Annotated in this window: 15 protein-coding genes and 1 pseudogene; 13 read left to right on the top strand and 3 right to left on the bottom strand. The window is 65.4% G+C overall.

Annotation, left to right across the window (positions count from 1 at the left end):
- Positions 1-3: 3 nt before the first annotated feature.
- The 8 genes and pseudogenes from EKK97_RS11590 (at position 4) to EKK97_RS11555 (ending at position 6,870) form a co-directional block, all read left to right on the top strand.
- Positions 4-1,211 (top strand): annotated as a pseudogene (locus tag EKK97_RS11590) (3-oxoadipyl-CoA thiolase).
- A 92-nt stretch (positions 1,212-1,303) separates the two neighbouring features.
- Positions 1,304-2,119, top strand: a complete 816-nt coding sequence (locus tag EKK97_RS11585; protein ID WP_159552012.1) for an IclR family transcriptional regulator — start codon at positions 1,304-1,306, stop codon at positions 2,117-2,119.
- Positions 2,120-2,220: 101 nt separating this feature from the next.
- Positions 2,221-3,342 (top strand): MlaE family ABC transporter permease, encoded by a 1,122-nt coding sequence (locus EKK97_RS11580; RefSeq protein ID WP_159552010.1) that lies wholly within the window; start codon positions 2,221-2,223, stop codon positions 3,340-3,342.
- Complete coding sequence (locus tag EKK97_RS11575; RefSeq protein WP_201297079.1) at positions 3,339-4,145, top strand: ABC transporter ATP-binding protein; 807 nt, start codon at positions 3,339-3,341, stop codon at positions 4,143-4,145. Before EKK97_RS11580 ends, EKK97_RS11575 begins: the two co-directional genes overlap by 4 nt.
- A complete protein-coding gene (locus tag EKK97_RS11570; RefSeq protein ID WP_159552008.1) occupies positions 4,145-5,083 on the top strand; it encodes an MlaD family protein in 939 nt (312 codons plus the stop codon). The genes EKK97_RS11575 and EKK97_RS11570 overlap by 1 nt, the downstream gene beginning before the upstream one ends.
- A complete protein-coding gene (locus EKK97_RS11565) occupies positions 5,080-5,694 on the top strand; it encodes an ABC-type transport auxiliary lipoprotein family protein (protein ID WP_201297078.1) in 615 nt (204 codons plus the stop codon). The genes EKK97_RS11570 and EKK97_RS11565 overlap by 4 nt, the downstream gene beginning before the upstream one ends.
- 120 nt (positions 5,695-5,814) lie before the next feature.
- Complete coding sequence (gene csiR, locus EKK97_RS11560) at positions 5,815-6,501, top strand: DNA-binding transcriptional regulator CsiR (protein WP_422673554.1); 687 nt, start codon at positions 5,815-5,817, stop codon at positions 6,499-6,501.
- 147 nt (positions 6,502-6,648) lie between these two features.
- Positions 6,649-6,870, top strand: a complete 222-nt coding sequence (locus tag EKK97_RS11555) for a hypothetical protein (RefSeq protein ID WP_159552004.1) — start codon at positions 6,649-6,651, stop codon at positions 6,868-6,870.
- A gap of 38 nt (positions 6,871-6,908) precedes the next feature.
- Here EKK97_RS11555 and EKK97_RS11550 read toward each other — a convergent pair whose 3' ends face one another.
- The 3 genes from EKK97_RS11550 to EKK97_RS11540 are packed head-to-tail and all read right to left on the bottom strand — an operon-like array spanning position 6,909 to position 9,303.
- Positions 6,909-7,838, bottom strand: a complete 930-nt coding sequence (locus EKK97_RS11550; RefSeq protein WP_159555774.1) for a 5-oxoprolinase subunit C family protein — start codon at positions 7,836-7,838, stop codon at positions 6,909-6,911.
- A 5-nt stretch (positions 7,839-7,843) separates the two neighbouring features.
- On the bottom strand, positions 7,844-8,554 hold the full coding sequence (gene pxpB, locus EKK97_RS11545; RefSeq protein WP_159552002.1) for a 5-oxoprolinase subunit PxpB: 711 nt from the start codon (positions 8,552-8,554) through the stop codon (positions 7,844-7,846).
- Positions 8,551-9,303, bottom strand: coding sequence for a 5-oxoprolinase subunit PxpA (locus tag EKK97_RS11540; RefSeq protein ID WP_159552000.1), 753 nt, complete (start codon positions 9,301-9,303; stop codon positions 8,551-8,553). Before EKK97_RS11540 ends, pxpB begins: the two co-directional genes overlap by 4 nt.
- Before the next feature lie 209 nt (positions 9,304-9,512).
- Here EKK97_RS11540 and EKK97_RS11535 point away from each other — a divergent pair, with 209 nt between their 5' ends.
- From EKK97_RS11535 to EKK97_RS11515, 5 genes are all read left to right on the top strand, one after another.
- The gene (locus EKK97_RS11535) at positions 9,513-9,950 is read left to right on the top strand and encodes a VOC family protein (protein WP_159551998.1); all 438 of its coding nucleotides are present in this window, start codon (positions 9,513-9,515) and stop codon (positions 9,948-9,950) included.
- Positions 9,951-9,962: 12 nt separating this feature from the next.
- Complete coding sequence (locus EKK97_RS11530) at positions 9,963-10,940, top strand: LysR family transcriptional regulator (protein ID WP_159551996.1); 978 nt, start codon at positions 9,963-9,965, stop codon at positions 10,938-10,940.
- Between the two features lie 34 nt (positions 10,941-10,974).
- Positions 10,975-11,958 carry a TRAP transporter substrate-binding protein gene (locus tag EKK97_RS11525; protein WP_159551994.1) on the top strand — a complete coding sequence of 328 codons (984 nt, stop codon included), beginning with the start codon at positions 10,975-10,977 and terminating at the stop codon, positions 11,956-11,958.
- 72 nt (positions 11,959-12,030) lie between these two features.
- Positions 12,031-12,594 (top strand): TRAP transporter small permease, encoded by a 564-nt coding sequence (locus tag EKK97_RS11520; RefSeq protein ID WP_159551992.1) that lies wholly within the window; start codon positions 12,031-12,033, stop codon positions 12,592-12,594.
- Positions 12,595-12,625: 31 nt separating this feature from the next.
- Positions 12,626-13,930, top strand: coding sequence for a TRAP transporter large permease (locus EKK97_RS11515; protein ID WP_159551990.1), 1,305 nt, complete (start codon positions 12,626-12,628; stop codon positions 13,928-13,930).
- The last annotated feature ends 28 nt before the right edge of the window (positions 13,931-13,958 follow it).

Genomic DNA, 13,958 nt, shown 5'->3' with positions numbered 1-13,958 from the left:
GCCATGCGAGACGCCTATATCTTCGACGGTTTGCGCACGCCCTTCGGCCGCCATGGCGGCAGCCTCGCCGCGGTGCGCCCGACGACCTGCTCGGCCTGGTGCTCAAGGCGCTGGTCGAGCGCAACGCCTTCGCCGCCGAGGCTTATGAGGAGGTACTCGCCGGCTGCACCAACCAGGCCGGTGAAGACTCGCGCAACGTGGCGCGCCACGCGGGGCTGCTGGCCGGGTTGCCGGTCGAGGTGGCGGCGCAGACGGTCAACCGGCTGTGCGGCAGCGGTCTCGCCGCGGTGATCGACGCCGCCCGCGCCACCCGCCTCGGTGAAGGCGAGCTGTTCCTGGCCGGGGGCGTGGAGTCGATGTCCCGTGCGCCCTACGTACTGGGCAAGGCGGAGTCACCCTTCGCCCGCAACCAGCCGCTGTACGACACCGTGATCGGCTCGCGTTTCCCCAACCCCTGGATCGCCCGCGAGTACGGCAGCCACAGCATGCCGGAGACCGCCGACAACGTGGCCCACGATCTCGACATCGGCCGCGAGGTAAGCGATGCCTTCGCCGCCCGCTCACAGGCACGCTACGCCGAGGCCCAGGCCCGCGGCTTTTATGACGACGAGCTACTCGCCGTCGAGGTGCCCCAGGGGCGCAAGCAGCCGCCGCTGACGGTGAGCCGCGACGAGCACCCGCGTCCGGGCACCGACGCCGACAAGCTGGCCCGGCTGGGGCCACTGTTCGAAGGCGGCGTGGTCACCGCGGGCAACGCTTCGGGCCTCAACGACGGCGCCGCGGCGCTGATCGTCGGCAGCCTGGCCGCCGGGGAACGCGCCGGCGTCGCCCCTCGGGCGCGTATCGTGGCCAGCGCCGTGGCCGGAGTGCCTCCCAGGGTGATGGGCCTGGGGCCGGTGCCGGCCAGCCATAAGGTGCTGGCGCGGGCCGGCCTCTCCCTCGAGCAGATGGACGTGATCGAGATCAACGAGGCGTTCGCCGTGCAGGTGCTTGGCTGTATCAAGCAGTTGGGCATCGCCGCCGAGGACGAGCGCCTCAACGCCAACGGCGGCGCCATCGCCATCGGTCACCCGCTCGGCGCTTCCGGTGCGCGACTGGTACTGACAGCGCTTCGCCAGTTGGAGGCCAAGGGCGGCCGCTATGCCCTGGTCACCATGTGCATCGGGGTCGGCCAGGGCATCGCCTGCATCATCGAGCGCCTTGACGCCTGACGGCAGCGTTGCCCGGGCCGGCGTCGCCAACGGACCCAGCCCGGGCGATATGCGATACTCCGCCACAACGATCTCGCGACAGGGAACCCGCCATGAACAAGCCTGCACCGCTCGATGACGACCAGACCGCACCGGCCAAGGATCGCAACTTCGTCACCGCCCTCGCCCGCGGCCTGGAGCTGCTGCGCGCCTTCGGCACCGGCGAGGAGTACCTGGGCAACGCCGAGCTCTCCAGCCGTACCGGCATACCGCGACCGACGGTCTCACGCCTGACCTACACGCTGACCCAGCTCGGCTACCTGCGCCACAACACCCGGCTGGAGAAGTACCGCCTTGGGCCCGGCATCCTGGCGCTGGGCTACCGCTTCCTGGCCAACCAGGGCATTCGCGAAATCGCCCGCCCCTTCATGCAGCAGTTCGCCGAAGCCACGGACTGCAACGTCAGCCTGGGGGCGGCCGACAACACCGACATGGTCTACATCGAGAGCTGCCATGGCAGTGGCCCGCTGATCGTGCGCCTCGACGTGGGTTCGCGGCTGCCGATGGCAACCACGGCGATCGGCCGCGCCTGGCTCTGCGGCCTGCCGGAAGTGCGCCGCGAGGCAATCCTGGCGGAACTTGCCAGAGAGCACGGCAGCGATTGGCCCACGCTCGAAAAAGGCATCAGGCGCAGCCAGGAGGAGTACGCCCGCTACGGCTTCTGCCTCTCTGAAGGCGACTGGCAGTCGCAGATCAGCGCCGTGGCCACGCCGCTGATCCTCGAGGATGGCGCCGAAGTGATGGCGATCAACTGCGGCGGTGCCGCCCATCGCCTGAGTCATTCGATCATGGTCGACAACCTGGGGCCGCGACTCAAGGAAGTGGCCAGGCGCATCCTCGGTGAATTGCAGCACGGCAATGCCAGGTAGGCCGCCGCCCGCTGTCGCCTAACGGTGTATGACGATATAGTGATGGGGAGATGCCCAAGGGCACCATTTTGAGGTTTTGAGGGAGAGATGGACGACTCGCCATGCCCGACACCGTTTCCCGTCCCGGCAGGCTGGAGCAGGATGCTCATCGCCTGAGTGCCATAGGCGACTGGACGCTGCCGCACTATGCCAGGCTGCGTGACGCCGTGGCCAGGGTCCATGAGGCCGAGTCGCTAGACCTGGAGCGCCTCGGCGAGCTCGACACCTCCGGTGCCGCCCTGCTGGTCGACCTGCTGGGCCCCGATACCGTACGCGACGTCGCCCAGTGGGCACCGAACCTGCCGGCCGAGCGCCAGGCGCTGCTGAGAGCGGTGGCCGACGCCTCCCGCACTCCCCTGTTCGCGCCTCCTGGGCCTGACAGGGGCCTGTTTGCAGCCTTGGCCGCACTGGGGCAAATCGTCGAGCAACTCGCCCGCCAACAGCTGCAGCTCATCGCCTTCATCGGCCTGACGCTCAGCACGCTGTTGGCCACGCTGGTCACACCCTGGCGCTGGCGAATCACCTCGCTGGTGGCCCATGTCCAGCAGACTGGACTCAACGCCATTCCCATCGTCGCCCTGCTTACCTTTCTCGTCGGTGCGGTGGTGGCGTTCCTTGGCGCCACGGTGCTGCGCGACTTCGGTGCCACCATCTACACGGTCAATCTGGTGACCTACTCCTTCCTGCGCGAATTCGGCGTGCTGCTCGCGGCCATCCTGTTGGCGGGCCGCACGGCCAGTGCCTTTACCGCCCAGATCGGCTCGATGAAGGCCAACGAGGAGATCGACGCACTACGCGCCCAGGGGCTCGATCCCATCGAGCTGCTGGTACTGCCACGAGTGCTGGCGATGACGATCAGCCTGCCGATACTGGCCCTGATCGGCATGCTCAGCGGCATGCTGGGCGGCGCACTGGTATGTGCCCTGGCGCTCGACATTCCACCCAACCAATTCCTCGCCATTCTGCAGCGCGACATTCCGCTACGGCACTTTCTGGTCGGCATGATCAAGGCCCCGCTATTTGCCTTCCTCGTCGCCGTGATCGGCTGCCTGGAAGGCTTCAAGGCCAAGGCCAGCGCCCAGTCGGTGGGCGAACACACCACCTCCAGTGTGGTGCAGTCGATCTTCATGGTGATCCTGCTCGATGCGCTGGCCGCACTGTTCTTCATGGAGATGGGCTGGTGAATCAGAGGGGCGAGGCTATCGTCGAGATCCGTGGGCTGGTCAACCGCTTTGGCCAGCATGTGGTGCATGACGGCCTGGACCTGGACATTCGCCGCGGCGAGATCCTCGGCGTGGTGGGCGGCTCCGGCACCGGCAAGTCGGTACTGCTGCGCAGTATCGTCGGCCTCAAGCGGCCAGACGGTGGCACCATCCGCGTCTTTGGCGAGGAACTGCAGCGCCTGCCTTCCGCCCAGCGGGCCCGGGTCGAGCGCCGCTTCGGCGTGCTGTTCCAGCGCGGCGCCCTGTTCTCCTCGCTCAATCTACAGGAAAACGTTGCCCTGCCGCTGATCGAACATGTCGGACTGTCGCGGGCCGATGCCGAGCGCCTCGCCCGGGTCAAGCTGGCATTGGCCGGGCTGCCGCCAGACGCCGCGCGCCTCAACCCGGCGGAGCTCTCCGGCGGCATGATCAAGCGCGCCGCACTCGCCCGCGCCCTGGCCCTCGACCCCGAAGTGCTGTTTCTCGACGAGCCCACCGCCGGTCTCGACCCGATCGGTGCCGCCGCCTTCGACCGCCTGCTCCTGACGCTGCGCGATGCCCTGGGCTTCAGCGTCTTTCTGGTCACGCACGATCTCGATACGCTGTACTCGAGCTGCGACCGAGTGGCTGTCATTGCCAACAAGCGTGTTCTGGTCGCCGACTCGCTGCCAGTGGTGGAGGATACCGACGATCCCTGGATACGCGACTATTTCCACGGCCCAAGGGGCCGAGCCGCCAGCCAGGCGGCACGACACCATTCGTCACCTAACGGGGAGGAACGCTGATGGAGACCCGCGCGCACCATGTCGTGATCGGCCTGTTCGTCGTGCTGGCGGCCGTCGGCGGCCTTCTGTTCGCACTTTGGCTCAACCAGAGCACACGCGACCAGGCCTATACCCAATACGAGGTTCTCTTCCACCACGGCGTCAGCGGCCTCTCGGAAGGCAACGCCGTGGAGTACAGCGGCGTGCGGGTCGGCGACGTGGTCAGCCTGCGCCTCGACCCCGCCGACCCTCGCAATGTCCTGGCTCTCATTCGCGTGGAGAGTCAGGTTCCCATTCGCCAGGACACTCGCGCGCGGCTCGCCCTGGCCAACATCACCGGGAGCATGTCCATCCAACTGCAGGGAGGAGCGCCGGAAAGTCCGCTTCTGGTCACCCGCGGCGACACGCCGCCACGCATCACCGCCGACCAGTCACCGCTCAGCGCCATGCTCAGCGATAGCGAGGAACTGCTGGGCAACGTCAACCGCGTGCTGACGAGGCTGGAGGAGGTATTGTCAGAGGAGAACGTGGCCAGCATCGAGCGGATCCTGGCCAACCTGGAGCGCACCACGGCGCAGTTCGCCGCTCTCGGCGATGCCCCAGGCCAGCTGGCCGAGCGCATGCTCGAGGTGTCCGAGGAGGCCGCACGCGCCCTCGCTGAAATTCGCGCCCTGGCCGGTCGTACGGGTGGCTTGGTCCAAGGTCAGGCGGAGGAAGTGCTGGGCAATGCCCGTCAGATCACCAGCAGCCTGGCCCGCACGGCCCAGAGTCTGGAGGCGCTGCTGGACGACAACCAGGGGGCACTGGAAAGCGGCCTACGTGGCGTGCAGGGGCTGGGACCGGCCACCCTCGAGTTGCGCAACACCCTCTCCTCGCTCAACCGGCTGGTACGCCGCCTGGAGGAGAATCCACGCGACTTCCTGCTGGGGCGCGAACGCGTCGAGGAGTTCACGCCATGACCCAGCGTGCCCTGCCGCTCCTGGCCATCGTGATAGCGTTCGCCCTGCCCGGTTGCAACCTGGTACCGGAGCGCACGCCCGTCACTCTCTACGAGCTGCCCGCCCAGGCTCTCGATCCCGCCGCGCATGGCAGTTCCTGGAACGGAACTGCCCTGCGCCTGGCCACACCGGATGCCAGCGGGCTGCTGGATGGCGCGCGAATCCTTGTCGTACCTATGCCCAATCAGCCGCAGGTCTATGCCGGCGTACGCTGGGCCGACACCATGCCGCAGCTCATCCGCAACCGTTTGCTCGACGCCTTTCAGGACGATGGCCGCATCCCTAGCCTGGTCCATGCCGACAGCAACGTATCGGCCGATGTGGAGCTGCTGAGTGACCTGCGCTCCTTTCACAGCCGCTATCGCAACGGCCTGCCCGAAGCGACGCTGCGCCTGGACGTCAGGCTGATCGACACCCGGTCCCAGCGGCTTCTGGCCAGCCGGCGCTTTACCCAGCACCAGCCGGTGGGCAGCGAGTCCATCGACGCAGTGGTCGATGCCTTCGGCATGGCAGCGGACAGGCTGGCTCGCGAATTGGTCGATTGGACCGTGAATCGGCTCGAGGACCGCTGATCGCGTCGCTCGGCGGACTGCATCGAATATAGATACTTGGTATAAATGTCGCGCGGTTACCGGCAACGGTAGCGTTTGGTTATCATGCTCGGCAAATACAAGGGAACGACGACAATGACGATGGATAGCTCGCCTCGCCAGAATCTCGGCATCAGCGCCTATAGCTGGCTCAAGCGCGACATTACGCGCGGCGTGTTCCAGCCGGGCGAAAAGCTGCTGATGAGCCGGCTCAAGGAGCGCTATGGCCTGGGCATCGGCCCGCTGCGTGAAGCCCTGTCGCAGCTCGTTGCCGAGCGCTTGGTCGTCGCCATCAGCCAGCGCGGCTATCGGGTTGCCCCGATGTCGCTGGCGGAGTTGGCCGATCTCTACGACGCCCGGGCCCAGCTCGAGGGGTTGATCCTGAAGCTTGCCATCGAGCGCGGCGACGATGCCTGGGAGGCCGAGATACTGGCCAAGGCGCATACGCTATCGAAGATCATGGAGGTCAACAGCCCGGACGAGCTGCTCGATGTCTGGGACACCCGGCACAAGGCATTCCATACCGCCATCGCCAGCGGCTGTCGCTCGCCGCACCTGCTGCAGGTGCGCGAGAGCCTGTTCGACCAGGTCGAACGTTACCGACACCTGTGGCTGCGCGAGACGGTATTCTCCGAAGAAGCCCTCGAGCGCAAGCGCCAGGAGCATGCGGCGCTGGTCGAGGTGATTCTCGAACGCCGCGCCGAGCGCGCCGCCGACATGATGCGCGAGCACCTGATGACCCCGGTGCCGATCATCACCGAAGTGATGACCCGCCGCGGCCTGGCCTGACATTTTCACCAGGACGTCATCCCAGCGTCACCGTGTCGTCACGCCTGGCCGGCAACATCCAGGTGACAGCCTGCACCCGGCGGCTTATGTTGAGAAGAGAGGCCCCGCATGCAACCAATGCTGCCACAGGGCCTAAGGGAGGGGGGAATGCCACATCTGCTTCGGTTTTCACGCGACGTCGAGTCTCGCCTCGAGCGGCTCGCCCAGCGCACCGGCAAGAGCAAGGGAGAGCTGATCGAGAGCTGCCTTGCCGTGGGCATGCACGACCTCGAGGCCCAGTACCTGCTGGAAGAGGCCGTCAGCGCCCCGCTGCCGAACCGGCGCCCGGCGCTCGACCAATTGCTGCGCGAGAGCGGGCTGGGCGCCTGATCGTCCCGGTTCAGTAGTATCAGTTCAGTGGTGCCGGCTCAGCGGAACGCATCCAGGCAACTGCGATAGGATGCCAACGCCCGCTCACGAGAGATCGCCATCAGGCCGACCTCCTTGCCCGGCAGGCACTGCGCCAGGCGTGCGGCAGCCAGCGGTGTCAGCGCCCCCAGGCGTGGGTAGCCGCCAATGGTCTGACGATCGTTGAGCAGCACGATGGGCTGACCGTCCGGTGGCACCTGCACCGCTCCCATGGGAATGCCTTCGGAGACCATGCTACCCAGCCGACAGCGCAGCTCCGGTCCCAGCAGTCGGACTCCCATGCGGTCGGCACGGGTGTCGATGCGCCAGGTCGCATTGAACGCACGGTAGAGACTGGTACCGGAGAAATGGCCGATCTGCGCACCGGGCACCAGCGCCAACCGATTGCCGCGCAGCGTTATTCCCTGGGCTGGATCGAACGGCAAACGACGCCCCCTCACCTGGCGCGGGTTCCACTCCAGCCGGTCGCCACTGCCCAGCGCACTGCCATCCCCACGCTGTCCGCCCAGTTGCTCCCGCGGCGTGGCACTGCGACTGCCCAGCACGACCGGCGTAGCCAGCCCACCAGGCACGGCCAGGTAAGCGCGCAGGCCATCGCGGGGCTGGTGGAAGCTCAGCCGCTGGCCCGCCACGACGGCAAAGGCCATCCCTGGCGCCAGCGGGCGGTCGTCGAGCCGGGCATCGAGATCGGCGCCCGCCAGCGCCAGGGTCGCATCCTGCTCCACCTCCAGCGTCAGGCCGCCGCCAAGCACGATCTCCAGTGCCGCGGCATCCAGCGCGTTGCCGAGCAGCCAATTGGCCCAGTGGAACGAGACCCAGTCGGCGGCGCCCCCCTGGGTCACGCCCAGGTGGCGCACACCGAAGCGTCCACCATCCACCACGAGCGCCAAGGGGCCCGCCTGTACGACACGCAGCAGCGTATGCGTCATATGGCTCACAGGGCGGCCTCCAGCGGTGTGGTGTCGCCACCTTGGCGTTCGAACTCGGCCCGGGAAATCGCCATGAAACGCACCCGATCCCCCGGCAGCAGCAGCGGTTCGCCGCGCCGCGCATGTTCGAACAGGGGCACGGCGGTGCGCCCCAGGATGTTCCAGCCGCCCGGAGACAGCAACGGGTAGATCGCGGTCTGTCGATCGGCGATGCCCACGCTACCGGCCGCCACCCTGCGACGCGGGGTCTTCAGCCGCGGCGTGGCCAAGGTCTCCTCGACCATGCCCATGAAGCTGTACCCCGGAGCAAAACCGAGGGCGAATACGTGATAGTCGCGGCCACAGTGGCGCTGCACGACCTCCTCGACCGACAGCCCGGCGCGCTCGGCCACCCGGCCCAGCTCGGGGCCGACGCTGGGGTCGTACCAGACCGGGATCTCGTGGCGGCGCCCCAGCCCGGCGGCAGCCGGCTCGAGCCGTGAAAGTACGGCCTCGATTCGCGCCAGTGCCTCGTCATGCGTCAGGCGCAGGCAATCGTAGTGCAGCATCAACGTGGTATAGGATGGCACCAGGTCGATCAGCGAATCCCCGAAGGCGTCGCGTAGCGCCCGGTCGGCAGCCACGATCCAGGACATGTTCGACTCGTCGATATCATCGAACAGACGCACCATGAGCACGTCCATGGCCGCCAATTCGATGCGTGCCTCGTGCGTCATGCCGTTTCCAGCGCCTGGAAGGCATCACGAATCGCGCGCACCGCCGCCACCGATTCGGGATTGTCCCCGTGGACGCAGAGCGTGTCGCAGGGCAACTGCAACAGCGTGCCATCGCTGGCCTCGAGCGGTTCACCGCGTGCCAGACTGACGGCCTGGGCCACGATGGTCGCCTGGTCGTGATGCACCGCTCCCGGCAAGCGGCGGGAGACGAGATGACCCTTGGCGTCATAGGCCCGGTCGGCAAAGGTCTCGAACCAGATCGCCATATCCATCTCTTCCGCCAGCCGCCGGCTCGGTTCGGGATCAGCAGTTGCCATCAGCATCAGCGGCAGGTTCGGGTCGAAGCTACGCACCGCTCGCATCACCGCACGCAACAGCTCGGCATCGCGCGCCATGTCGTTGTACAGCGCGCCATGCGGCTTGACGTAGCGAATGCTCGTCCCCTCCGCCTGGCAAATTCCCGCCAGCGCACCGACCTGATACAGCACCAGGTCCTCGACCTCCGCGGGGGAACAGGCCATGGAGCGACGCCCGAAGCCCATCAGGTCGGGATAGGCCGGGTGCGCGCCCACTCTCACGCCATGCTCTACCGCGAGCCGCACCGTTCGGCGCATTACATGAGGATCCGAAGCGTGAAAGCCACAGGCGATGTTGGCGCAATCGACATAGGGCATCACTTCACTGTCGAGCCCCAGCGAATAATTGCCGAAGCTTTCTCCCATATCGCAATTGAGCAGGGGGACGGCCATGCGCTTCTCCTGAACATCGATAACGGTTGTTGTAGTGGAATTCACTATATGGAGGGGCGGTTTTCATCGCCAATCGTTTTTTACGATACTCTATATCGGTATCACCTATCATATTGTTATTAAGTAGAAAAATGGTTGACGAGCCCTCTCTTGAGGATTATCAATGAAACAAAGCGCGACCCTATAACTTCAACAAGAGGTGTCTCCTCATGGCAGTAAAAGATCCGTTCCATTTAGCCGTCCAGGTGCGCGATATCGACGAAGCGCGACGCTTCTACGGCGACTTCCTCGGCTGCCCCGAAGGCCGCTCGTCGGAGAGCTGGGTCGATTTCGATCTCTACGGGCACCAGTTCGTCTGTCACCTCAATCCGGCCCTCAGGAACAACCCGGTTTCCAGCCACAAGAATCCCGTCGATGGGCATGGCGTACCCGTACCGCACTTCGGCGTCGTGCTGGAGATGGAGGCCTGGGAAGCGCTGGCACAGAAGCTGCGCGACAATGGCGTGGCGTTCGAGATCGAACCCTACATCCGCTTCAAGGGCGAACCCGGCGAGCAGGCCACCATGTTCTTCTATGATCCTTCCGGTAATGCCCTGGAGTTCAAGGCATTCAAGAACCGCGAAGAACAGCTGTTCAAGAAGGCTTGAGCCGGTATCAGCATGCTCGATTTCAAAGAGTTGGAAGCGTTCGTCTGGGCAGTCAGGCTGGGTTCCTTCCGCAAGGCGGCCGACCGCCTGCACCTGACCCAGCCCTCGATCTCGGAGCGTATCCTGCGCCTCGAGACGACCGTCGGCGAAACGCTGCTGGAGCGCTCGGCGAGACCCATTCAGCCCACCATGCGCGGCCGTGAGTTCTTCTTGCATGCCGAAGGCCTGCTGCGACAGCGGGATGAAGCCCTGAGGTTGTTCGACGACAAGGAAACGTTCTCCGCTCCGCTGCGCCTCGGTGTCATCGAGACCATCGCGCACAGTTGGCTGACCGAATTCATGCGCGACCTGACCCAGCGCTATCCGCAGCTCACCATTGAGTTGAGCGTCGACTACTCGCCGGCGCTCAACCAGCGGCTGGCCAGGAACGACCTCGACATCCTGTTGGCCATGAACGGCTATCTCGACCCCGAGCGCATCGACCAGGTGCCGCTCAGCCCCTACGAGATGGGCATGTTCGTCTCGCCGGATCATGTCGAGATGCTGGCCAGCTGCGGTGAAGAGTGGCTGACCCGCCTGCCCTTCATCTCCTTCGGCAAGAAGGCCAGGCCTTACGAGGAGCTGCTGGCTTACCTGGCCATGCAGGGAGTGGAATCGCCGCGCATCCATAGCGTGAGCACCTTGATGACTATCGTGCGGATGACCATGGAAGGGCTCGGCATCGGCGCCCTGCCCACCGCCACCGTGCTCGACGAATGGCGCTGCGGCAAGCTGTACCGCATCGAGCTGCCGCTGCCTCTGCCGGAGATGCACTACGACGTGATCTGGCGCAGCGCCAATCATCCGCGTTTCTGTCGCAGCGTCGGGCTACTGGCGCAGCAGTGCGCCCAGCGCTATGCCCAGTCGCGTATCGCGACCATGGCGCAGAGCGACTTTTCCGGCCGTTGGGTGCGGCCAAGACGTCCCACTACACACCCACTGGCAACATGAAGCCAACCTGGCAAATCCAACAAGAGAGAAAAACATGAACAAGTTCCTGTCCCGCTCCGTACTGCTTGCTACCGCCTGCGGCCTTTCCGCCGCGGCCAGCGCCGCCGAATGGACCATGGCCACGCCCTATGGCGATGCCAGCTTTCATACCAAGAACGTGAAGCAGTTCGCCGAGGACGTGGCGGAAGCCACCGGCGGCGAGTTGACCATCAACGTTCACAGCGGCGGGTCGCTGGTGGCCCATGGCGAGATCAAATCCTCGGTACGTCGCGGCACCATCGAAGCCGGCGAGGTCTTCCTCTCGACCCTTTCCAACGAGGATCCGATCTTCGAGGTCGACACCCTGCCGGGCGTGGCTGGCAGCTACGAGGAGGCCTTCGCGCTGTGGCAGGCCACCAAGCCGGTGATCAGCGAGCTGTTCGCCAACCAGGGGTTGATGCCGCTCTACGCCGTCGCCTGGCCGGCCCAGGGCATCTACACCGATTTCGAACTCGACGACCCGGAACGCTTCGAGGGCCTGCGCGTGCGTGCGCCGAACATCAATACCCAGCGCTTCGTCGACTATCTCGGCGGCAACCCCACCGAGACCGAGGAGTCGGACATTCCCACCGCCTTCAGTACTGGCCGGGTGGATGCCATGATAACCTCCAGTTCCACCGGCAACTCGATGACGGCGTGGGATTACGTCTCCCACTACACCGATGCCAACCTGTGGCTGCCGAAGAACATCGTGTTCATCAACCAACGCGCCTTCGATCGCCTCGATGAAGCCACCCAGGAGGCCCTGCTGGAAGCGGCGGCACGCGCCGAGGAGCGTGGCTGGCAAATGAGCCGCGACGACAACCAGGCAAGCCTCGAGGCATTGCAGGCCAACGGCATTACCGTTTCCACGCCCAACGAAGAGGTTGCCGCCGCCCTTCAGGCCGCTGGCGACCGTCTGTTCTCCGCCTGGCAGGATCGTGCCGACGAGCAGGCCCAGCAGGTGCTCGAAGAGTACCAGCAGCAGCGCGGCAACTGAGCGCACCATCCTGACATGACAGCGTGGTGGGCAACTGCCACGCTTCTCTCAGTTCGCCATGAGGCTCCTGTCATGATCTTTAAGTTCAATGCGCTCTATCGCCTGGGCGCCTGGGGTGCCGCTGCCTGCATGGTGGTGATCTGCGCCCTGGTCGCCCTTCAGGTCACCTTCCGCCTGGTCGACGCACTGCTGGTACTGGTGGGCATGCGCCGCCTTGGCCTGGGCATCACCGGCGTGTCGGAGATTGCCTCCTACCTGCTGGTGGGGGCGACGTTCCTCGGTCTCGCCTACACCTTCGTCCACCATGCGCACATACGCGTCACCCTACTGATTTCCCGGCTGCCATCGGCACTGCGCGCCTGGTTCGAGGTGTTCTGCCTGCTGGTGGCGCTCGTCATCAGCCTGTTGCTGGGCTATGGGCTGGTGGAACTTGCCCGGGAGAGCCGTGAATTCAACGACGTCTCCTCGGGCTTCCTGTCGATTCCACTGTGGATTCCCCAGACGGTGCTGGCCACCGGTGTCGGCCTGCTTTGCCTGGCACTGGCCGAGGCCCTGGCGACCACCTTGCGCATCGCCATTCGCGAGCCCCACCGCTTCCGCGAAGAGGCGGCTGTCGACGACAGCGATCTTCCTTGAGCCGCGTCTCAACCACACGGAGACATATCACGTGTTGATACTCAGCCTGGCCACCATCTTCACGCTGGCGATCCTGCTCGGCAGCGGAGTATGGATCGCCTTCGCCCTGATCGGCACCGCGTGGATCGCGCTGGCCTTCTTCAGCCCCTTCGCACCGGGTCCGATCCTCGCTTCCGATTTCTGGGGTGCCAGCTACGGCTGGGACCTGACCGCCCTGCCGATGTTCATCTGGATGGGCGAGATCCTGTTCCGTTCGGGGCTTGCCGACAACATGTTCCGCGGCCTGTCGCCCTGGCTCAACCGCATTCCCGGCCGCCTGCTGCACACCAACATCATCGGCAGCGGCATGTTCGCCGCCGTATGTGGCTCGTCGGCAGCCACTTGCGCCACGGTAGGCAAGATGACGCTGCCAGAGCTGGAACGACGCGGCTACGACAGCAACATGGCCATCGGCACCCTGGCCAGCGCCTCGACGCTGGGACTGCTGATTCCGCCTTCGATCGTGCTGATCGTCTATGGCGTGGTCACCGAGCAGTCGATATCACGGCTGTTCATGGCCGGAATCGGCCCAGGCCTGATGATTTTGGCACTGTTCATGGGTTACCTGGTGGTCTGGTCGCTGCTCAGGGGCAACCGCCAAGGCTTGACCGGTCAGGACGAGTCCTCCGTGTCGCTCGCCCAGAAGCTGCGCCATACCCTGGAGCTGATTCCCATCCTGCTGCTGATCGGCGGCATCATCGTATCGATCTATGGCGGGTTCGCCTCACCCACCGAGGCCGCCGCGGTGGGCGTGGTACTCTCGATGCTGATCGCCCGCTGGAACGGCAGCTTCGGCATTGGCGTATTCAGAGAGTCGCTGTTCGCCGCCGTGCGCACTGCCTGCATGATCGCCTTCATCATCGCCGGCGCCTCGTTCCTGACCTCGGCCATGGGCTTCACCCAGGTGCCGATGCAGTTGGCCCGCGCCATCGGCGAGATGGGCCTGTCACCCACCATGCTGCTGGTGGCGCTCACCCTGCTGCTGCTGGTGATGGGTTGCTTCCTCGATGGTATCTCGCTGATCCTGCTGGTCACCGCCATCATCATGCCGCTGGTCAGCGCGGCGGGGTTCGACCTGATCTGGTTCGGTATCTACCTGGTGATCGTGGTCGAGATGTCGCAGATCACTCCTCCCGTTGGCTTCAACCTGTTCGTCATCCAGGGCCTGACGGGCAAGGACATCGTGACCATCACCAAGGCCACGCTGCCCTTCTTCCTGCTGATGCTGGCGGCGATCGCACTGATGCACGCCTTCCCCCAGATCGCCCTCTATCTCCCCTACAGCATGACGCGCTAAGCGCTGACACCGTTACAGGTGGCGCCCG

Source organism: Billgrantia tianxiuensis (assembly GCF_009834345.1).
GTDB classification, from domain to species: domain Bacteria; phylum Pseudomonadota; class Gammaproteobacteria; order Pseudomonadales; family Halomonadaceae; genus Halomonas; species Halomonas tianxiuensis.
Note: the sequence above shows the minus strand (reverse complement) of the source record. Positions and strands in the feature narration are given on the sequence as shown.